Source organism: Halorubrum sp. Atlit-26R, assembly GCF_003666015.1.
Classification (GTDB): Archaea; Halobacteriota; Halobacteria; order Halobacteriales; family Haloferacaceae; genus Halorubrum.
In genome coordinates this window covers 263,143-281,990 of record NZ_QPLT01000002.1, presented here as the reverse complement: position 1 = coordinate 281,990, position 18,848 = coordinate 263,143, and the positions used below count along the sequence as shown (strand labels likewise).

General features: G+C 69.0%; 19 protein-coding genes. 12 read left to right on the top strand and 7 right to left on the bottom strand.

Translation table 11 applies throughout. The features are described from left to right. The first annotated feature begins 21 nt into the window (after positions 1-21). Positions 22-2,418 carry a DEAD/DEAH box helicase gene (locus tag DVK07_RS03810; protein ID WP_121595812.1) on the top strand — a complete coding sequence of 799 codons (2,397 nt, stop codon included), beginning with the start codon at positions 22-24 and terminating at the stop codon, positions 2,416-2,418. Between the two features lie 74 nt (positions 2,419-2,492). Here the strand turns inward: DVK07_RS03810 and DVK07_RS03805 are convergent, their stop codons facing one another. Beyond that, positions 2,493-3,026, bottom strand: a complete 534-nt coding sequence (locus DVK07_RS03805; RefSeq protein ID WP_121595811.1) for a hypothetical protein — start codon at positions 3,024-3,026, stop codon at positions 2,493-2,495. A 764-nt stretch (positions 3,027-3,790) separates the two neighbouring features. Here DVK07_RS03805 and DVK07_RS03800 point away from each other — a divergent pair. The 4 genes from DVK07_RS03800 (at position 3,791) to DVK07_RS03785 (ending at position 7,752) form a co-directional block, all read left to right on the top strand. Beyond that, positions 3,791-4,810: a SipW-dependent-type signal peptide-containing protein gene (locus DVK07_RS03800; protein WP_121595810.1), complete on the top strand. Its 1,020-nt coding sequence runs from the start codon at positions 3,791-3,793 to the stop codon at positions 4,808-4,810. Between the two features lie 2 nt (positions 4,811-4,812). After that, positions 4,813-5,355 (top strand): signal peptidase I, encoded by a 543-nt coding sequence (locus DVK07_RS03795; RefSeq protein ID WP_121595809.1) that lies wholly within the window; start codon positions 4,813-4,815, stop codon positions 5,353-5,355. Then, positions 5,348-5,929 carry a TasA family protein gene (locus tag DVK07_RS03790; protein ID WP_121595808.1) on the top strand — a complete coding sequence of 194 codons (582 nt, stop codon included), beginning with the start codon at positions 5,348-5,350 and terminating at the stop codon, positions 5,927-5,929. Before DVK07_RS03795 ends, DVK07_RS03790 begins: the two co-directional genes overlap by 8 nt. A 284-nt stretch (positions 5,930-6,213) precedes the next feature. After that, positions 6,214-7,752 carry a deoxyribodipyrimidine photo-lyase gene (locus tag DVK07_RS03785; protein ID WP_121595807.1) on the top strand — a complete coding sequence of 513 codons (1,539 nt, stop codon included), beginning with the start codon at positions 6,214-6,216 and terminating at the stop codon, positions 7,750-7,752. A 487-nt stretch (positions 7,753-8,239) separates the two neighbouring features. Here DVK07_RS03785 and mvaD read toward each other — a convergent pair whose 3' ends face one another. Then, positions 8,240-9,238 carry a phosphomevalonate decarboxylase MvaD gene (gene mvaD, locus DVK07_RS03780; RefSeq protein ID WP_121595806.1) on the bottom strand — a complete coding sequence of 333 codons (999 nt, stop codon included), beginning with the start codon at positions 9,236-9,238 and terminating at the stop codon, positions 8,240-8,242. A gap of 65 nt (positions 9,239-9,303) precedes the next feature. Continuing rightward, positions 9,304-9,516, bottom strand: a complete 213-nt coding sequence (locus DVK07_RS03775; RefSeq protein WP_121595922.1) for an antitoxin VapB family protein — start codon at positions 9,514-9,516, stop codon at positions 9,304-9,306. Between the two features lie 132 nt (positions 9,517-9,648). On the opposite strand from DVK07_RS03775, the gene DVK07_RS03770 reads away from it, so the two are divergent. Next, positions 9,649-9,990 carry a 2Fe-2S iron-sulfur cluster-binding protein gene (locus tag DVK07_RS03770; protein ID WP_017343374.1) on the top strand — a complete coding sequence of 114 codons (342 nt, stop codon included), beginning with the start codon at positions 9,649-9,651 and terminating at the stop codon, positions 9,988-9,990. 65 nt (positions 9,991-10,055) lie between these two features. On the opposite strand, the gene DVK07_RS03765 is transcribed toward DVK07_RS03770, so the two are convergent. After that, the gene (locus DVK07_RS03765) at positions 10,056-10,373 is read right to left on the bottom strand and encodes an ASCH domain-containing protein (protein WP_121595805.1); all 318 of its coding nucleotides are present in this window, start codon (positions 10,371-10,373) and stop codon (positions 10,056-10,058) included. Positions 10,374-10,559: 186 nt separating this feature from the next. Between DVK07_RS03765 and pyrB the strand changes: the two genes are divergently transcribed. From pyrB to DVK07_RS03750, 3 genes are all read left to right on the top strand, one after another. Then, on the top strand, positions 10,560-11,507 hold the full coding sequence (gene pyrB / locus DVK07_RS03760; protein ID WP_121595804.1) for an aspartate carbamoyltransferase: 948 nt from the start codon (positions 10,560-10,562) through the stop codon (positions 11,505-11,507). Further along, positions 11,504-11,962, top strand: coding sequence for an aspartate carbamoyltransferase regulatory subunit (gene pyrI / locus DVK07_RS03755; RefSeq protein WP_121595803.1), 459 nt, complete (start codon positions 11,504-11,506; stop codon positions 11,960-11,962). Before pyrB ends, pyrI begins: the two co-directional genes overlap by 4 nt. A gap of 309 nt (positions 11,963-12,271) precedes the next feature. Next, on the top strand, positions 12,272-13,132 hold the full coding sequence (locus DVK07_RS03750) for a hypothetical protein (RefSeq protein ID WP_121595802.1): 861 nt from the start codon (positions 12,272-12,274) through the stop codon (positions 13,130-13,132). Between the two features lie 202 nt (positions 13,133-13,334). Here the strand turns inward: DVK07_RS03750 and DVK07_RS03745 are convergent, their stop codons facing one another. Continuing rightward, positions 13,335-14,987, bottom strand: a complete 1,653-nt coding sequence (locus DVK07_RS03745) for an NADH-quinone oxidoreductase subunit D (RefSeq protein WP_121595801.1) — start codon at positions 14,985-14,987, stop codon at positions 13,335-13,337. Positions 14,988-15,071: 84 nt separating this feature from the next. Between DVK07_RS03745 and DVK07_RS03740 the strand changes: the two genes are divergently transcribed. Beyond that, a complete protein-coding gene (locus DVK07_RS03740; protein ID WP_121595800.1) occupies positions 15,072-15,740 on the top strand; it encodes a helix-turn-helix domain-containing protein in 669 nt (222 codons plus the stop codon). Between the two features lie 70 nt (positions 15,741-15,810). Here the strand turns inward: DVK07_RS03740 and DVK07_RS03735 are convergent, their stop codons facing one another. Then, positions 15,811-16,554 (bottom strand): ThuA domain-containing protein, encoded by a 744-nt coding sequence (locus DVK07_RS03735; RefSeq protein WP_121595799.1) that lies wholly within the window; start codon positions 16,552-16,554, stop codon positions 15,811-15,813. Between the two features lie 106 nt (positions 16,555-16,660). Between DVK07_RS03735 and DVK07_RS03730 the strand changes: the two genes are divergently transcribed. Then, positions 16,661-16,876, top strand: coding sequence for a hypothetical protein (locus DVK07_RS03730; protein ID WP_121595798.1), 216 nt, complete (start codon positions 16,661-16,663; stop codon positions 16,874-16,876). Between the two features lie 4 nt (positions 16,877-16,880). Here the strand turns inward: DVK07_RS03730 and DVK07_RS03725 are convergent, their stop codons facing one another. Further along, complete coding sequence (locus DVK07_RS03725) at positions 16,881-17,276, bottom strand: thioredoxin (protein WP_121595797.1); 396 nt, start codon at positions 17,274-17,276, stop codon at positions 16,881-16,883. A gap of 598 nt (positions 17,277-17,874) precedes the next feature. Between DVK07_RS03725 and DVK07_RS03720 the strand changes: the two genes are divergently transcribed. After that, positions 17,875-18,804, top strand: coding sequence for a PLP-dependent cysteine synthase family protein (locus tag DVK07_RS03720; protein ID WP_121595796.1), 930 nt, complete (start codon positions 17,875-17,877; stop codon positions 18,802-18,804). Positions 18,805-18,848 lie beyond the last annotated feature (44 nt).

Below are 18,848 nucleotides of genomic sequence, written 5' to 3'. Positions count from 1 at the left end.
CGACCCCAGACTACCGTAACCGTGGACGACGCCATCGAGTGGCTGCGGGACCGCCCCTTCTACGAGGGACAGATCGCCGACCACCGGCGGATCCCCGCCCGAGAGCCCGAGTTCGCCGACGTCGACCTCGAACCGCGGCTCGCCGACGCGCTCGCGGGGCGCGGGATCGATCGGCTCTACCGCCATCAGGCCGACGCGATCGAGGCGGTCCGCGACGGCGACGACGCCGTGCTCGCGACCGAGACGGCCAGCGGCAAGTCGCTCGCGTACACCGTCCCGGCGTTCGAGGCGGCGATGGATCACGGCGGGCGCACCCTCTATATCGGTCCGCAGAACGCGCTGATCGCGGACCAGGAGGAGTCGCTGTCGGAGCTCGCCGCCGACCTCGGGTTCGGCAGCCGCGTCTCGGTCGACTCCTACACCGGGCGGCTCTCGCGCTCGGAGAAGCGCGACGTGCGCGACCGCCGGCCGACCGTGCTCCTCTCGAACCCGGACATGCTCCACTACGCGCTGCTGCCGTACGCCGAACGCCTGTGGGACTGGTTCTTCTCCTCCTTAGAGTACGTCGTGATCGACGAGGTCCACAGCTACCGCGGCGTGTTCGGCTCGCAAGTCGCCCTCACGCTCCGGCGGCTCGCCCGGACCTGCGAGCGGTTCGGCGCCTCCCCGCAGTTCGTCTGCTGCTCGGCGACGATCAACAACCCCGTCGACCACGTCGCGGCCGTCACCGGCCGCGACCCGGACGGGATCGCCCTGATAGACGAGGACACGTCCGGGCGGGGGCCGCGCGACTGGGTGCTGTGGAACCCGCCGGAGTACGACGACGACTGGCAGGAGCGCGGCAGCGGCCGCCGCAAGTCGAGCCACACGGAGTCGAAGCGGCTGTTCGTCGACCTCGTGACGGCGGGCGCACAGACCTTGGCGTTCACCCGAGCGCGACAGACGGCAGAGCAGTACGCGACCGACAGCGCGAGCGACCTCCGCGAGCGGGGCGAGCGCGACCTCGCCGGGAAGGTGGGCGCGTACCAGGCCGCGCTCACCGACGACCGCCGCCGCGAGATCGAGGCCGACCTCCACGCCGGCGATCTGCGCGGCGTCTGGTCGACGAGCGCCCTCGAACTCGGCGTCGACGTGGGCGGGCTCGACGCCGTCGTCCTCGACGGCTACCCCGGCACGCGGATGTCCGCCCACCAGCGCGCGGGCCGCGCGGGCCGCGGCGACGACCCGGCGCTCGTGGTGATGGTCGGCGGCGAGGACCAGCTCGACCAGTACCTCATGCGCAACCCGAGCGACTTCTTCGACGCGCCGCCCGAGGACGCGATCTGCGACCCGGAGAACGGCCAGCTCATGCCCGGCCACGTCGCCTGCGCGGCCGACGAGAACTGGCTCTCGCCGGCGGACGAGCGCTTCTTCGGCGACTCCTTCCCGGGCGTGGTGGCGGACCTGACCGAGGAGGGCGCGCTGAACCGGCGCGAGGCCGCTGCGGGGACGCGCTGGGTCCACGCGGGCGGGTCGAGCCCGCAGCAGTCCGTGAACCTCCGCACCGCCGAGGAGCGCGAGGTGTCGCTCGTCGAACGGTCGAGCGGCGAGACGGTCGCGACGCTCGGCTTCGCCGACGCGCTCCGGGACGCCCACCCCGGCGCCATCTACCACCAGCAGGGCCGCACCTACGAGGTGGTCGAGCTGGACCTCGACCGCGACGTCGCGGAGCTCCAGCAGTCGTGGGCCGACTACTACACGCAGGTGCGCTCGGACAAGGACATCGTCGTGAACGAGGACCTCGACGAGCGCGCGCTCTCGGCGCGCGAGGACGTCCCCGTCCGGTTCGCGGACGTGACGGTGACCGAGCAGATTACGGGGTTCGCGCGGAAGGACGCCGCGACCGGCGAGTCGCTCGGCGAGTCGACGCTCGACCTCCCCGAGACGACGCTGCGGACGAAGGCGCTGTACTTCCCCGTGCCCGAGGACGTCGAGCGCGAGATGCGGCGTCTCGGCGACCCGGTGGACGCCGATGAGACTGACGCCGCGGCGGACGGCGGCGAACCGATCCCCGGCGGGGAGTACGCGTTCAACGGCGGCATCCACGCCGCCGAACACGGGATCATCTCGCTGTTCCCGTTCCACCTGCTGTGCGACCGCGCCGACGTCGGCGGCATCTCGACGCCCCACCACCCGCACACCGAGGGACCGGCGGTGTTCGTCTACGACGGGTACCCCGGGGGCGTCGGCCTCACGCGCCGCGGACACCACCGGATCGAGGAGCTGATGACCCGGACCGCGCGCCTCATCGACTCCTGCGACTGCGAGGGGGGCTGTCCCGCCTGCGTCCAGTCGCCCCACTGCGGCAACGGCAACGACCCGCTCGCGAAGGCGCCCGCCGTCAGGCTGCTGGAGTCCCTGACCGGCGCGGACGGCTGATACGGCCGGGCGTCACGACCCCCGCGACGCTCCGAGATCCGGCGACTCGGACGCCCCGAACCGACCCCAGCCGGTCAGTCGATGAGCGCGTTGAGGTACACCCAGCGGTCGGTCCAGAGCTGGTACCCGCGCGACGCGAGGAACCCGACGAGACAGAGCGCGACCCAGGCCACCGGATCGACGAGCGAGATCAGAGGGACGTCGACGAGCGCCGCGAGAACGACCGCCAGCGAGAGGGTCCCGAGCAGGCTGTAGTACTCGCTCCAGGTGATCCCGTACGGCGTGACGACCTCCATGTACACGTCGACGGAGCGGGCGTCCGCGGTGAGACGCACGGTCTTCCGGTCGGCGTCGTACTCGACGATCCCGCGCCCGTCGAGCTTCGGCAGGTGCGTCTGGTGTAGCGAGTTGTAGACGCTGTCCCGGATGTTTCGCGGCGGCGGCGCCTCGCCGGTCTCGTGTTCCGCGATGTATTCGGCCAAGTCGCGGAGCGTCGTCGTTCCCACTGAACTGCGGAGGTGCTTGATCACCTGTCGTCTGCGCTCGTTGCGGAGCAGGTCGTGTATCGCCGTTTCGGGAATCGTCTCGTGTCGATCGGTTATCGCCATCTTTCTGGTTACCCCCTAGCCCGCCGTCGCGGGCCTCGTCTCGATTCACGCGGACGGGCATCATTAGAAGTCGGCCCCTGCGGTGCGACCGCGGCGATTCAGGCGCCGGCTGACGCGGACCGAGCGGCGGAACCGATTTGGATCGGCTTACCGCGGGTCGGGGCCCCGACGCCGCCGCGTCTCTCCGCCCTCCGGAGATTCTCGTAACCGCCTCCTAACGGCCGTTTCACCGATAGTATCCGGGTGCTACCGCACGGGCCGAACCACGCAGGTCGGGCGTCGTCAGCGACCGCAGCGCGCCCTTCGGTGCTCGCGAACCGCTCGATCGACCGGTCGACTCCGAGGGACGGCGCCGTCCGAACGCCGACCGAGGTAACGTCTCGTTATCTGCTCTAATCGCCCGTTTAGAGGGCTAATTCCCTCGTTTTCTCACGAATCGTGCGATTTGCTAAGAGGGTGGGTCATATGGACTGAATCGCCCCGGTCGGGAGCCCGCCGGGGACGTTCGCGATGAGAGACACCCGACACGACCGCCGCACCGGAACGCCCCTCGGCCCGGCCGACGTGAGCGCCGCGTCCCGCGGGACGGGAGCGCTCCGCGGCCCGGTTCGGGGAGCTCGTCGGCGGACGAACGGTTCGGGCCCGCGCGGCGTGCGTCCGGGGTTCGACTCCCCGGCGGGCAGTTCGCCTCGCCGCCGGAAGGCGGGACTGGAGGCTGGGTGGCGGACTACCGCTCACGGCTGGCATCCGACTGCCGAGCAACCATGAGCGACGACAACAGCAACATCGAACTGTCACGGCGGAAGGCCCTTATGGGTCTCGGAGGTATCGGAATAGCTGGTGCTGCCGGTGGGTACGGTACTCAGGCACTATTCAGCGACACGGAATCCACGTCTGGGACGTTCACCGCCGGTGAACTCGACCTTCAGCTCGGCTACGAGGTTGAGCACTACGGGAACAGTGTCGACGGGACCAATCCAGTTAGTCCCCAAGATCAGGACGGCAGCCTCGCTATCGAACTGAACGATATCAAGCCCGGTGACAGTGGCTTGATTCGGTTCTCGATCCTGAACAACGACAACCCCGCGTGGGTCTGGTTCCGCGGCCGTCTCAGCAATTCGCAGGAGAACGGACAGGGCGACGCCGAACTGGACGCGGAAGGGCAGGATACCGATGGCTACGGCGAACTCGACGAGAATCTTGAGTTCCGCTCGTTCTACGATCAGGACCAAGGTGGTACCGTCGGTGACGGCCCTCAAACTGGCAGCATCTGGAACGACCGGTACATCCAGAAGCCTCTCGATCTGAAAGAGCAGCAAAATCAGGGGCAGTACGGATCGACCCCGGTCCTTCTCGACGGTGTTCGTGATGCCAGCTCTCCGGACACGTCGCCGTCTTCGGCCTACCCGAACGGCGAGCCGGTCGATCCGTTTGCCAACGGTGCCACGCAGTACGTGACGGTCAGATGGGCGCTTCCCACTTCCGTCGGCAACGAGGTTCAGGGCGACGCCATCACGGTCAACTTCGACTTCTACGCAGAGCAGTCGAGACACAATCCCGAGGAGCGGTTCCGTGGAACCGATGCCGGGCCGACACCTGACGGCGAGACCAACGTGAACACCACAAACCCGGGAAGTACCGCCGCCAATGACGGGTACCCCCAGAATCCCTGGGCGAGTCAGTACCAGTCTCAGGTGTTCGATCCGGCGAGCGAAAGCCCGAGCACCAGTGGACTGGTTCTCGGTCCTGAGCCCGACAACGGTCAACCGAACAGCTCAACGTAAACGTGAACGACAGACTACACCAGCTCGGTGTAGTTGTCCTCGTAGTGGCACTACTCCCCTTTATCCTCCACGCCTATCCGGTGATTGGAGGATTGGAGGCGAGTTACGTCGTACAATCAGGAAGCATGGAACCGACATATAGTCCCGGTGACGTGATATACGTCACTGATGTTCCGGCCGAGAACATCGAAGCAGGTGACGTGATCACCTTTAGAGAGGGGGCTGTCGGAGCCATAACTACTACCCACCGAGTAGTAGAGAAGACTCAGGGGTCAAGCGGTGAACCTCGTTTCATTACAGCGGGTGATGCGAACGAGAACCGAGACGCTGAAACTCGGAGTCCTCGAGAGATTGTAGGGGTCGTGATGTTCAGTGTCCCACTCATAGGGTACGTCATCAGCTTCGCCTCTACAAGCCTCGGAACGGTCGCGCTCATCATCGTTCCATCATTCCTGTTCGTAGTGTTGGAGGTGCGTGACCTCTGGCGTGAGGCTACATCGAGCGAAGAGAGCAAAGAAAATCTCACCGAAAAAAACAATGGATAATGACAACGGGATATCGCGGCGAAAGCTCCTCGGTAGTATTGCCCTCGCCGGTACGGCTTCAGCTACCGCGGGAGCGGGCACGTACGCGTACATCACCGACAGCGGGGAAGCGTCGTTCAGCTTCCAGGCGGGGAGCATCGTGCTGAAGATACATCCGAAGACCGTGGCGTTCACCTCGGCGGACGACACCGCCGGCGACCAAGACGACGGGAGCGAGATGACCGAGACGATCGAGCTGTCGAACCGCGGGACGCTCGACGCGAACGAGCTCGAACTGTCGAGCCTCGAACTCTCGGGTCCGCAGGACCTGCGGGACGCCGCGACGGTGACGACGTTCGAGTTCGTCGCGCCGGACGGGACGACGACGGAGCTCCCGACGGGCCAGTCGCTGGCCGAGCTGCGGGCGTCGGTCAACCAGTCGCCTCTCGCGCTCGACGGCGGAAACGCGGAGCCGGTGTTGGAGCCGATGGGCGACCCCGGAGTCCTCTCGATCGGGATCACCTACGACTACGAGGTCGTCACGACGAACGGCGGAACGCTCGCGGCCGAGTTCGGTTTCACGGCGGGGCAGTGACCGCCGCTCGCCCGCTCGGCCGGCGGCGAGTCGCCTCGACGCCGCGCCGATCGCCGCCGGCACACCACCGTCGCGGACACGGGGTGGAGCCGTGAGAGCGCTCCGCCTCGTGAACAAGCGGAACGTCCTGCGGCTGCTGGCGCTGCTCGTCGTCCTCGTTCCGATGGTCGTCCGCCTGCTGTGACCGCCGCGTCCCGGGACGGCACGAGCCCCGGCCGGAACTCCGCGCCGCCACCGACCTGCGGTCCCGGTGGTTTCACGGTGGAGGCGCCCGTGTCGATCCCATGGAGCTGTTCTGGCACCGACGGGACCTCAGAGTCGCCGACAACGTCGGGCTCGCGGCCGCGGCGGGAACCGGTGACGCCGACGCGGACAGGGGGCCGGCCGCGCCCGTCTTCGTCTTCGATCCGAGCGTCCTCGACCACGCGAGCGACGTGCGGGTGCGCCGCCTGCTCGACGGGCTCGCCGCGCTCCGGGACGACTACCGCGAGCGCGGGAGCGACCTGCTCGTCGCGCGCGGCGACCCCGAGACCGTCCTCCCGCGGCTCGCCGACGCGCTCGACGCCGAGCGCGTCGTCTGGAACCGCGACTACTCCGGGCTCGCCCGGGAGCGCGACGCGGGCGTCCGACGGGCGCTCGACGCGGTCGACGTCGCCCGCGAGGCGCACCACGACGCGGTCCTCCACGACCCCGACGCGATCCGGACGAACGCCGGCGACCCGTACTCGGTGTACAGCTACTACTGGAAGAAGTGGACCGACCGCGCGAAGGATAGCCCGGCGCCGACGCCGACCGGCGAGGGGCTCGTCGACGCCGAGCGGCTGGCGAGCGCGGCCGAGGCGCTCGACGCAGACGGCGGGGCGGTCGCGGACGGGGGCGACGCGGACGCCGAGGGCGTCGCCGTCGGCGCCGCGGTCGGCGATCTCCCGACGCCCGCCGACCTCGGCTTCGCGGAGCCGGACGCCGATATCGGGGGCGCGGGGACGGCGGCCGCCCGCGAGCGCCTCGACCGGTTCCTCTCGGAGGCCGTCTTCGAGTACGAGGCCGAGCGCGACTACCCGGCCCGGGAGGCGACCTCCCGGCTCTCGACGTTCCTCAAGTACGGCGAGATCGGCGTCCGGGAGGCGTACGCGGCCACGGAGGAGGCGATGGCGGAGGCCGAGTCGGACGCGCGGCCCGAGGACGCTCCCGAGCAGGTGGAAGAGTTCCAACAGCAGTTAGCGTGGCGGGAGTTCTACGCGCAGGTCCTCTTCCACAACCCCGAGGTCGTGACGGAGAATTACAAGGAGTACGAGGCGGGGATCGAGTGGCGCGACGACCCCGAGGAGATCGCCGCGTGGAAGCGCGGCGAGACGGGGTACCCGATCGTCGACGCCGGAATGCGCCAGCTCCGCGAGGAGGCGTTCATGCACAACCGCGTGCGGATGATCGTCGCCTCCTTCCTCACGAAGGACCTGCTCGCCGACTGGCGCCACGGCTACGACCACTTCCGAGAGAAGCTGGCGGACCACGACACCGCCAACGACAACGGCGGGTGGCAGTGGGCGGCCTCGACCGGGACCGACGCGCAGCCCTACTTCCGCATCTTCAACCCGATGACGCAGGGCGAGCGGTACGATCCCGACGCGGAGTATATAAAAGAACACGTGCCGGAGCTGCGCGGGCTCGACGCCGACCTGATCCACGAGTGGCACGAGCTGTCGCCCACGCAGCGCGCGAACACCGCGCCGGAGTATCCCGCGCCGATCGTCGACCACTCCGAACGGCGGGAGGAAGCGTTAGCGATGTACAAACGGGCGCGCGGCGAGGACCCGGACGAATAAGCGGGTGACGGCGGATTCGGGGTCGCTGTGACGGCGAACTCCTCCAAAGCCCGAGTCGTTCGCTTATAAATAGTCGACGACGGATAGACGACAAACGCCTCCAAAGCCCCAGCCGTGAGGCAGCCGCACGCTCGCTGTCGCCCGAAAATCGGAGATTTTCGGGATGACGAGACGCCTCCGGCGTCTCGAACCACGCGCTTCAGTCGCTCGCTTCGCTCGCTCTCTCCAGTGCTTACGTCGCCTGCGGCTGCCTCACGGCAGCGAGACGCTACGCGTCTCTGGCAGCCGGCGGCTCTGCCGCCGGCGACTGCCCCTTTGAGTCCCACCCCGCACAGCACCGCAGCCTCACGCCTCCCCAGCCTCGTCGGCCTCCCGTCGCTTCGCTCCGGTCGGCCGACTCCCTCGCGCGTGCTCCTCGCGGCCGCCTTCGGCGGCCACTCGCAGGCACGCGCCACCGCACGGCGGTTCTTATTTAAAAAGGCGTTATTTAAAAGAGCGCCTCGCTCTCGTCGAGGACGCGCGCCGGGCCGCCGACCTCCCAGACGTCCGTGTCGATGCCGATCTCGGCGATCCGGCTCTCCACCTCGTCGACGTGGTCGGCCAGGGTGTTCACGTACACCGAGGCGCCGGTGTCCGTCGAGAAGTAGACGGGGACGCCCTCCTCCCGGAGCTCGCGCACCGCGTTGAACACCGCGATCGTCTCGGGCTGCCAGTACACCCACCCCGCGGGGCCGGTCATCGTCGTGGCGGTCAGGGAGAGCGAGTCGTGCTCGGCCGTCTCGAAGATCCGGTCGAACGCGCCCGCACGGAGCGCGTCGGTCATCTCGACCAGCTGGTCCTGGACGTGCGCGGTCCGCGCCTGCATCATGTGGCTCGCGGCCGCCTCGCGGTGCGCCTCCTCGGTTTCTTTATAAGCCGGAACGTGCGCGGCGACGATCCGGAGGTCCTCCTCGGGGTCGAACCCGTCCTCGCTCACGCCGGTGTCGAGGCGGTAGGAGCGGCAGTCCTCGTCGTTGAGGCCGGCGTCGAGCCGCGAGTAGGCGCCCGTCACCGAGCGCGCCGCGGAGGAGGAGCCGCGGCGGGCGACCGTGGACACCTCCGGGAGCGACATGTCGAGCCCCGCGGCCTCGACGAGGGCGAGCGCGGCCGCCGCGAACCCGGACGAGGAGGAGCCGAAGCCGATGTTCGACGGGAAGGAGTTCTCGCTCTCCAGCCGCACCGCGGCGTCGACGCCGGCCAACTCGCGGACGTGGTCGACGACCATGTCGATTCGCTCCGCGGCGCGCCCGTCCACTTCCTCGCCGCCGATGACGTAGGTGTCCTCGCTCGCGTCGGGCTGCCACTCGACGGTGGTCGTCGTCGCCGTCGGGGCGGTACAGAGGCTGATGCTGTCGTGGTACGGGAGCCGCAGTTCCTCGTCGCGCATCCCGTGGTACTTGACGAGCCCCTGGATCGGGTGGGCTCGCGCGGTGGCCTTGCCGGTCATACCTCGGGAAGCGTCCGGCGGGGGATTAGTCGTTGCGATGGTCTCCTCTCGGACTCGCCACTCGGTCAGTTGCGGCGTTCAGTGGACCCGTCTCGTCCCGCACGAACGAGTGATTCGAGTTCTCTGGCCTCCGATTTGGAAAGAACCCCCGCGACTTCCGTCCACGATTGCTCGTCGACGATCCGCTTCACCACGTCCGAAAACGACTCACCCTCTCGCTTGTGCGCTTTGAGCAGTCTGTAGGCTTCCTCATCGAGCGAGACCGTTTTCGTCGTCATCACGGCAAACAAGTCATCTCGTGTATTTATAAATGTCAGCGCTGATCCCGAGCTGCTTCACCGTCTTCCGTCCCCGCGACGGCGACGGAACGGAGGGAACCCTTTTTGACCGGTCGGCGGGTACTCGGCGCCATGACCGAGTACACCGTCGAGTTCGTCGGCACCGGCGAGACGATCGAGGTGGCCGACACGGAGACGATCCTCAGTTCCTGCTTCGACGAGGGGATCGCCCAGGAGTACTCCTGCCGCGTCGGGATGTGTCTCGCCTGCTCCGCCGAGATCGTCGAGGGCGAGGTGACCCAGCCCGCGGCCCGCGGCCTCACCGACGAGGAGGCCGAGGAGTACGCGCTCACCTGTATGGCGCGCCCGCAGTCCGACCTGAAGCTCGACCGCGGGAAGTACCCGCCGAGCATCGAGGACGACGCGGCGACCGCCGCGGGCGAGGGCGACGGCGCGGCCGCGGACGACGACTGAGGCGGCTCGCGTCCCCCGCTCGCGCGCCACGTTCTCTCCGCTCCGCTATTCGTCGTCGCTCCGCTCTACTCGATCCGCTCGAAGCGGTGTCGCACCACGTCGGCGTCGTCGTCCCAGTCGAAGCTGCCGCCGTGCGCGCGGACCATTCGCTCCTTGTACGCCTCTAAGGAGGGCGAGCCCTCGCGCTTCGCGTCCTCGTCGGTCATGTCGCCGAGCGTCCGCCCGGTGACCTCGGTGAGTTCGAAGGCGACGCCCTCGATCTCGAACGCGTCGCCCTCCTCGCCGTAGCGATTCCCGCGGTGGAGCTGCGTCACCTCGCCGTCGAGGGCGGCTTGCTTCACGCGGTCGTTCGGCAGCAGGTCGGCCGGATCGTTGTCGGACATAGTCGGACCTTCGGCCCGGATCGGTTTATAAGCGCGGACGGGTGTCGGCGGCCGCCGAGCGTGCGAACGATCCCCGCGTTCTGCGAATCTCGAAACCGCCCGGCGGGAGGATCCGCACGGACGTGAACACCCGCGCTGCGCCCCGAGCCGAGGGATTCAAGATACTGCCGGGTCCCATCTCAGACGATGCGACAGGACCACCTCATCACCGCGACCCAGCTCTCGCGGGATGACATCGAGGCCGTGCTCGACCGGGCCCGGGCGGTCGCCGACGACCCCGCCGCCTACGCGGACCGGCACGCGGGCCGCGTGCTCGCGCTCTGCTTCTTCGAGCCGAGCACGCGCACCCGGATGAGCTTCGACAGCGCGGCCAAGCGCCTCGGGATGAACACCATCGGCATGGGCGACGTCGACTCCTCGTCGGTGTCGAAGGGCGAGTCGCTGTCCGACACCGTCCGCGTCATCGAGGGGTACGCGGACGCGCTCGTCCTCCGCCACCCGAGCGAGGGCGCCGCGACGCTGGCCGGCGAGCGCGTTGACGTCCCCGTGGTCAACGCGGGCGACGGCGCGGGGCAACACCCCTCCCAGACGCTGCTCGACCTCCACACGATCCGCGAGGACCACGGGCTCGACGACCTCACGATCGGGATCATGGGCGACCTGAAGTACGGGCGGACGGTCCACTCGCTGGCGGCCGCGCTCACCGAGTTCGACGCGAACCAGCACTTCATCAGCCCCGAGTCCCTGCGGCTCCCGCGCTCGGTCCGCTTCGACCTCCACGAGACGGGCGCGCAGATCCGGGAGCACGAGGAGCTGGAACCCGTGCTCGACGAGCTCGACGTGCTGTACGTCACCCGGATCCAGAAGGAGCGGTTCCCCGACGAGAACGAGTACCACCGCGTCGCCGGCGAGTACCGGATCGACGCCGAGACGCTCGAAGCCGCGGCCGACGACCTCACCGTCATGCACCCGCTCCCGCGCGTCGACGAGATCGCGCCCGACGTCGACGAGACCGACCACGCGCGCTACTTCGAGCAGGCGCACAACGGGATTCCCGTGCGGATGGCGCTGCTCGACACCCTCTTGGAGAACGCGAACCCGGACGGCGACGAGGGTATGGAGGTGGACCGATGAGCGAGCACGAACTCCGCGTCTCGAAGATCCGCGACGGCACCGTCATCGACCACGTCGAGGCCGGGCAGGCGCTGAACGTCCTCGCGATCCTCGGTATCGACGGGTCAGAGGGGTTCGGCGTCTCCGTCGGGATGAACGTCCCCTCCGACCGGCTCGGCCGCAAGGACATCGTGAAGGTGGAGGACCGAGAGCTCTCGCAGTCCGAGGTCGACGTCCTCTCGCTCATCGCGCCCGAGGCGACGATCAACATCGTCCGCGACTTCGAGGTCGTCGAGAAGAACCGCGTCACCCGTCCTGACAGCGTGACCGGCGTGCTCTCCTGTCCGAACCGCAACTGTATCACCAACGCCGACGAGCCGATCGAGACCCGCTTCGACGTCGTCGCCGACGGCGTGCGCTGCGACTACTGCGCGACGATCCTCCGGGCGGACATCGCCGACCACATCGACGTTTGAAACGTCGGCCGGCGTTCGGTGTGGGAGACACTCGCGAGTCTCCCTCCGGTAGATTTTAGCGCCCGCCGCCCGACGCGTCAAGTATGAGCAAGAAAGCCAAGCTCGTCCTCGTGCTGTCGCTCGTCGCGCTCGCGTACTTCCTCTTCGCCGGCGACAAGCAGCCCGTCGAAGTCGAGTAACGCCGCGACGTCGCGCCCGCGCCCTCCGCGGGCCGAACCGACTACCGTCCCGCACCGCTCGGCGAGTCGCATCGCGCGCCGAGCGCCGCGATACCGTCCGTTTTTACCGGACTGTCACGTACCCCGGCCCATGTACGGGGTCGTCACGCGCAACGCCGACGAGGTCGAGATGGAGCCGTTCGACCTCGGCTTCTACGAGGTCAAAGACGTCACGGGGCGGTCCGCCGAGCCGCTGCCGAACGCCGTGAACATGGTGTCGTGTTTCGGCGACAACGCGGCCGCGAGCGAGGACGACGACCTCGTCCCCGTCGACGAGCGCGGCGAGCCCGCGACCCGCGACCGCGAGTACTTCGACTGGGCGTACATCTGCCCGACGCACCCGGAGTACCGCGAGGGCCTCCTTGAGATCGTCGCGGACTGCGCGGCCGAGAACGGGGACGTCCGCCTCGACGACGTGGGGTTCCCCCGCGAGGGGTTCTGTCACTGCGACCGCTGCGAGCGCCTGTTCGCCGAGAGCGACCGCGACGAGTTCGCCGACTGGCGCGCCGACGTGATCACCGATTTCGTCGCCGAGGCGGCCGACCTCGTGCCCGGCCGCCTCCTGCTCACGCTGTACCCCGACCCCTACCCCGACCACCTCTACGAGCGCGCCGGGCTCGACCTCGACCGCCTCGCCGAGCACGTCGACGAGTTCGTCGTCCCCCTGTACGACACGGAGTACGCGACGACCTACTGGCTGGAGGCCATCGCCCGCGGGTTCCGCTCGCGGCTCGGCGGCGACTACGACCTCCACGGCGCGCCGCCGGAGACGCCGTTCTCGCTGGAGCTGTACGCGGTCGACGTCGACGTCGACGACCTGATCCACGCGGCCGAGGTCGCCGAGACGTACGCGAAGGACGTGTTCTTCGGCTACGACGCGAACAACGCGGCCGCCGCGCTCCGCCGGAAGGACGCCGACTCGCGCGACGGCGAGGTCCACCGGCCGGACTGACGGGACGCGTCGGCCGTTCGCTCGCGGTCCCGTGAACGAGGGTTTATATACGGCGGCGGCCGACGCCTACTCGACCGGCCGCCGGCGTGCGACACAACCGGTCGTCTCGCGTTCGCGCGAGGCGGCCGCCTTTCAACGTCCGCGCCGTAGCGGCGGTCGCTCTACACCGCTGAGCCGCAGGCTCGTTCGGGCTCGGCCGGACTCACCGATCGACCTCGCCCATGATCGTGTCCAGGCTCCCCAGCGACGCGATCAGGTCGGGGATCGCCTCGCCCTCGGCCATCTCGGGGAGCGCTTGGAGGTTCGAGAACGACGGCCCGCGGATCTTGAACCGGGCGGGCTCGTCCGTGCCGTCGGCGCGGATGTAGATGCCGAGTTCGCCCTTCGCGGCCTCGACGGCGCGGTAGATCTCGGTGTCGTCGTCCGGTCGGATCGTCCGGGGCACGTTCGCTTGGACGGTCCGCTCGTCCTCGGGCCAGTCTTCGAGCAGATCGACGCACTGCCCGATGATCTTCGCGGACTCCTCGACCTCGCGCATCCTGACGAGCAGCCGACTGTAGTTGTCGCAGCCGTCCTCGGTGACGACGTCCCAGTCGAGCTCGTCGTAGTAGCCGTACGGGTCGTCGCGGCGCAGGTCGTAGTCGACGCCCGACCCCCGGAGCACCGGACCGGTCGTCCCGTACTCCTTCGCGACCTCCGGCGGGAGCGTCCCGGTGTCGACCGTGCGGAGCTGGAGTATCTCGTTCCGCGTCAGGAGGTCGTGGTACTCCTCGATGCGCCGCGGGAGCCCGTCGAGGTACTCGCGGACGCTCCGCAGGAACTCCTCGCGCGGCTCGGGGAGGTCCCACGCGACGCCGCCGAGTCGGAAGTAGTTGAACATCAGCCGCTGGCCCGTCAGATCCTCGACGATGTCCTGGACGCGTTCGCGCTCCTGGATGGCGTACATGAACGTCGCCGTGAAGTCGCCGATCACGTCGAGCGCGTACGCGCCCATCGCCAGCATGTGCGAGAGGACCCGACTGAACTCCGCGGCCATCGTCCGGATCACCTGCGCGTACTCGGGCACCTCGATGTCCGCAAGGTCCTCCGCGACGCGGGCGTACGCCCACTCGTTGAGCAGCCCGCCGCCGCCCCAGTCCCAGCGGTCCGGATACGGCATGATCTGGTGGCGGTACGTGCCGGACTGGGCCATCTGCTCCTCGCAGCGGTGGATGTAGCCGATGTCCGGCTCCACGCCGATCACCTGCTCGCCGTCGAGGGTCACCTGAAGGTGGAGGACGCCGTGGGTCGCGGGGTGGTGCGGCCCGATGTTGAGGAGCATGGTGTCGCTGCCGGTCGCGGTCGACGACCCGGGTTCGATCGGCTCGTTCTCGGAGAGGGCGGCGATCTGCGGCTGATCCTTATCGTAGTCCATCGACAGGGGGTGCCCCTGCCAGGTCTCGGGCAGCAGGATCCGCCGGAGGTCCGGGTGGTCCTCGTACTCGATCCCGACGAGGTCGTACGCCTCGCGCTCGTGCCAGTCCGCCGTCCGGAACACCGGTGCGGCCGACTCCGAGACGGGATCGCCCTTGTCCGCGGGGACGACGACGCTGACCTCACGCGTCGGGTCGTCGTACGAGCGCAGGTGGTAGATCGACTCGTACCGCCCCTCGTACTCCTGTGCGGTGACGCAGGCGAGGTGGTCGTACCCCGCCTCGTCTCGCAGCGTCGAGAGCGCCTCCTGGACCGCGTCGGGCCGCACCCTCGCGGCCGGGGCGTTCAGGTGTTCCTCTCGCGCCGTGACAAGCTCGCGGACCGACGAGAACGGATCGGCCGTCTCCTCGTCGTCGCGGTCGCGCAGCAGCTCCGTCGACATGTCCGAAGGGAGGCGGGCGTACGACCCGAGGCTTCTGCCGGCTCAGTACGGGCATTTATAAGATCGCCGTCGTCACTGCTCGACGTGAAGTACCTGCGGCTCGAACTTCGGTATCCGCCCGATCTCATCCACCCGGTACACCGGCTCGTCGACGAGTCGGACGCCGTCGAGCGGGACGTGCTCCTCCACGGCAGCCTCTTCGACGAGACGGCCGACACGTTCCTGTTCTACGTCGAGGGCGACATCGACGTGTACGCCGAGGCGTTGCGGTCCGTCGACCGTATTCGAGAGTTCGAGATCACCCGGATCGACGAGAGCGGGTACTACGTCTTCCTCACGCAGCGGCGAGACGCCGTCGACGAGGCGATGTTCGGGTCGCTCCGACGGACCGGCGTCGTCGTCGTCCCGCCGATCGACTTCCGTCCCGACGGCGTCGCGCGCCTGACGGTCCTCGGGGAACACGGGCCGCTCCGGGACGCGCTCGCCGGGCTTCCGGAGCGGATCGACAGCGAGGTCCTCCGTATCGGCGAGTACGACTGGCGGCAGCACCTCTTCGATCCGGGCCTGACGGACCGGCAGTTCGACGCGCTCGCGGCCGCCGTCGAGTGCGGGTACTACGAGTCCCCGCGAACGGCCTCCGTCGAGGAGGTCGCCGAGCGGATCGGCGCCGCGCCGAGCACCGCATCCGAACACCTCCGGAAGGCCGAATCGGCGATGATGACCGCGTTCATGGAACTGCGCGACGTGACCTGATCGGGCGGGTGACGACGCACGCGACTCGTCGACGTGCGCGACCGTCGACACGCCCGAGCGACGACGCCCCCTAGTGAACCGTCCGGTCGTCGCTCGTGTCGATCTCCTCGATCGGGTCGGCGTTGCCGAATTCGGGTTCGGGCCCGTCGCCCGGTTCCGCCCAGTCGACCGCGTTCCGCAGCACCTGCCGCACGTCCTCGTCGTAGTAGATCGGGTACGTCTCGTGGCCCGGGCGGAAGTAGAACACCTTCCCGCTCCCCCGGCGGTAACAGCAGCCGGAGCGGAACGTCTCGCCGCCCTCGAACCAGGAGGTGAAGACGAGGGTGTCGGGCGCGGGGATATCGAACCGCTCGCCGTACATCTCGGTCTCGTCGAGCTCGATCCGCTCGCCGATCCCGTCCGCGATCGGGTGGCTCGGCTCTATCGTCCAGAGACGCTCGCGCTCCGCCGCCTCGCGCCACTTCAGCGAGCAGCTGGTGCCCATCAGCCGTTTAAATATCTTCGAGTAGTGCGCGGAGTGGAGGACGATGAGGCCGGTCCCGTCGAGGACGCGCTCGTGGACTCGGTCGACGACCGCGTCGCGCACCTCGTCGTGGGCGGCGTGGCCCCACCAGACGAGCACGTCGGTGTCGTCGAGGACCGCCTCGGTGAGCCCGTGCTCCGGCCCCTCGTCGAGGGTCGCGGTGCGGACCTCGTGGCCGCCCTCCTCCAGCGCGTCGGCGACGACGGCGTGGATCCCGTCGGGATACACGTCGGCGACGACGTCGCTCTCGCGCTCGTGTCGATGCTCGTTCCAGACCGTGACGCGTGCCATGCTCGGAGTCAACGCCCGACCGACTTGAGGGGTCGCCCTCGGCGCGCGGACTCGGCGATAAGCGCGGACCCGAAGGCACTTGACTCCGGAGACGACACGACGGCCCATGACGGGTCCCCGGAAGCTGTACCGCCGGCTCGACGACTGGGCGCGCGGCCTCTCTCGGCTCAGATACGCCCTCCTCACCGGCGTGGTCGTGACGGCGTCGGTCCTCTCGGTCGGCGTCCTCCTCGACGCGACCACGACGGTTCAGGCGGTCACGATGGGCGTCACCATGGCCGCGCTCTACTACGCGTTCGACATGAACGCGGACGAGGCGTGACCGCTTACGCCGACTCCGGCGTCGCTTCGACGTCCGCGAGCTGATCGGCCAAGTACTCCGCGATGGACACGGCTTCCTCCTCGACGAACCGCGCGAGCTCCTCGCCGTCGGGCGACTCGACGACGACGGTCGGGATCAGTTCGATCCCGTACGCTTCGACTAATTCTCCCTCCTTGCCGTCGGGCCCCTTCGTCACCGGGTACGCCTCGATCCGGTCGTCCGGGACGCCGGCGGCCGCGAGCGCGGCGCCGAACTCGGGGAGCTGTCGCCGGCAGTCGCCGCACCAGTCGCCGCCCCACACTTTGAATACGTATTCGTCGGTCCCGAGCGCCGCGAGGACCGCGTCGTCGAACGCGTCCGCGTCGAGGTCGGCGGCGGGCGCGAGGGTTTCGAGCGTCATGGGGCTGCGTAGGTCGTCGAGGCACCTAAACGGCGCGTCGGTGGCAATACGACGTCTCGACTGTGTAGAACACGGGCACCGCGGTATTCGGGCCGTACGTCGATTTGACTGTTTTTAAACCGCTGACCGTCACGAACTCCTCCGAAGCCCCAGCCGCTCGGCTGTACGTGGGTACATCCGGATCGACCGCGAACACGGCCGAAGCCCCAGCCGGGAGGCGGGCGCACGCTCGTTGCGCTCCTCGCTCAGTCGCTGTCGCTCCTTCGCTGCGGTGCTTACGTCGCCTGCGCCCGCCTCCCGGCTGCCCCTTCGAGTCCCGCCCCGCACCGCACAGCACCGCAGCCTCACGCCTCCCCAGCCTCGTCGCTGGCACCCTCCGCTTCGCTCCGGGAGCCAGCGACTCCCTCGCGCGTGCGACTCGCGCCCTGTCGGGCGCTCGTCGGCACGCGCCACCGCGTCGGCTCCGCGACGTCGGCCGTCTATTTATAAATGGAATCGGCCGGCACACGGCGATTTATAAATAAAATCGATCGTCGCGGCCGACATCGATTGCCGGAGTCCGCGGGGCCTTTGGGTCGCGACCGCCTCGGTTCGGGTAATGGACGACGACATCCTGTCGACGCTCGGCTCGCCGCTGGTGCGGGTCGACGCGCCCGCGGGGACGACGGTGGCGGCGAAGGTGGAGTCGCGCAACCCGGGCGGCTCGGCGAAGGACCGCCCCGCGCTGTACATGGTCGAGGCCGCGGAGGAGGCGGGCGAGATCGAGCCGGGCGACCGAATCGTCGAGCCGACCTCCGGCAACACCGGCATCGGGCTCGCGATGGTCGGCGCCGCGCGCGGCTACGACGTCACGCTGGTCATCCCGGAGGGGAAGTCGATCGAGCGCCGCCGCCTGATGAAGGCGTACGGCGCGACCGTCGAGCTCGTCGACGGCGACATCTCCGCCGCGAAAGAGCGCGCGGACGAGCTGGAGGAAGAGCCGGGAACCGTCCAGCTCCGCCAGTTCGAGAACCCCGCGAACCCCCGCGCCCACTACGAGACGACCGGGCCCGAGATCCTCGATCAGGTCGGCGACCGCACCGTCGACGCGTTCGTCGCCGGGGTGGGGACGGGGGGCACGCTCTCCGGGATCGGCCGCCGCCTGCGCGAGGCGTTCCCCGGCGTCCGGATCGACGCGGTCGAACCCGCGGACAACGCCGTCCTCTCGGGCGAGGAGCCGAGCGTCGACGACTTCCAGGGGATGGGGCCGGGGTTCGTCTCGCCGAACCTCGACGTCGACCTGATCGACGAGGTCCACACCGTCGAGCTCGACGCCGCCGAGGCCGAGTGCCGCCGCCTCGCCCGCGAGGAGGGGATTCTCGTCGGCCAGTCGTCCGGCGCCTCGAACCTCGCCGCGAAGGACGTCGCCGCCGAACTCCGCGAGAGCGGCGCGTACGCGGGTGAGGAGCCCCTCGTCGTCACCGTCTTCTGGGACAGCGGCGAGCGCTACCTGACCGCCGGCACCTTCGACGAGCCGGACGGCGAGTGACGCCCGCGACCGCGGCCACCCGGGAGTTGATTAGCGTCCGGCGC

What these genes read in the sequence shown, in the direction of transcription:
- DVK07_RS03750 (WP_121595802.1), top strand. Translation starts at nt 12,272, where the DNA reads ATGTACGGGGTCGTCACGCGCAACGCCGACGAGGTCGAGATGGAGCCG.
- pyrB (WP_121595804.1), top strand. Translation starts at nt 10,560, where the DNA reads ATGCGACAGGACCACCTCATCACCGCGACCCAGCTCTCGCGGGATGAC.
- DVK07_RS03805 (WP_121595811.1), bottom strand. Translation starts at nt 3,026, where the DNA reads ATGGCGATAACCGATCGACACGAGACGATTCCCGAAACGGCGATACAC.
- DVK07_RS03725 (WP_121595797.1), bottom strand. Translation starts at nt 17,276, where the DNA reads ATGACGCTCGAAACCCTCGCGCCCGCCGCCGACCTCGACGCGGACGCG.
- DVK07_RS03730 (WP_121595798.1), top strand. Translation starts at nt 16,661, where the DNA reads ATGACGGGTCCCCGGAAGCTGTACCGCCGGCTCGACGACTGGGCGCGC.
- DVK07_RS03735 (WP_121595799.1), bottom strand. Translation starts at nt 16,554, where the DNA reads ATGGCACGCGTCACGGTCTGGAACGAGCATCGACACGAGCGCGAGAGC.
- DVK07_RS03800 (WP_121595810.1), top strand. Translation starts at nt 3,791, where the DNA reads ATGAGCGACGACAACAGCAACATCGAACTGTCACGGCGGAAGGCCCTT.
- DVK07_RS03745 (WP_121595801.1), bottom strand. Translation starts at nt 14,987, where the DNA reads ATGTCGACGGAGCTGCTGCGCGACCGCGACGACGAGGAGACGGCCGAT.
- mvaD (WP_121595806.1), bottom strand. Translation starts at nt 9,238, where the DNA reads ATGACCGGCAAGGCCACCGCGCGAGCCCACCCGATCCAGGGGCTCGTC.
- DVK07_RS03765 (WP_121595805.1), bottom strand. Translation starts at nt 10,373, where the DNA reads ATGTCCGACAACGATCCGGCCGACCTGCTGCCGAACGACCGCGTGAAG.
- DVK07_RS03720 (WP_121595796.1), top strand. Translation starts at nt 17,875, where the DNA reads ATGGACGACGACATCCTGTCGACGCTCGGCTCGCCGCTGGTGCGGGTC.
- DVK07_RS03775 (WP_121595922.1), bottom strand. Translation starts at nt 9,516, where the DNA reads ATGACGACGAAAACGGTCTCGCTCGATGAGGAAGCCTACAGACTGCTC.
- DVK07_RS03790 (WP_121595808.1), top strand. Translation starts at nt 5,348, where the DNA reads ATGGATAATGACAACGGGATATCGCGGCGAAAGCTCCTCGGTAGTATT.
- pyrI (WP_121595803.1), top strand. Translation starts at nt 11,504, where the DNA reads ATGAGCGAGCACGAACTCCGCGTCTCGAAGATCCGCGACGGCACCGTC.
- DVK07_RS03770 (WP_017343374.1), top strand. Translation starts at nt 9,649, where the DNA reads ATGACCGAGTACACCGTCGAGTTCGTCGGCACCGGCGAGACGATCGAG.
- DVK07_RS03785 (WP_121595807.1), top strand. Translation starts at nt 6,214, where the DNA reads ATGGAGCTGTTCTGGCACCGACGGGACCTCAGAGTCGCCGACAACGTC.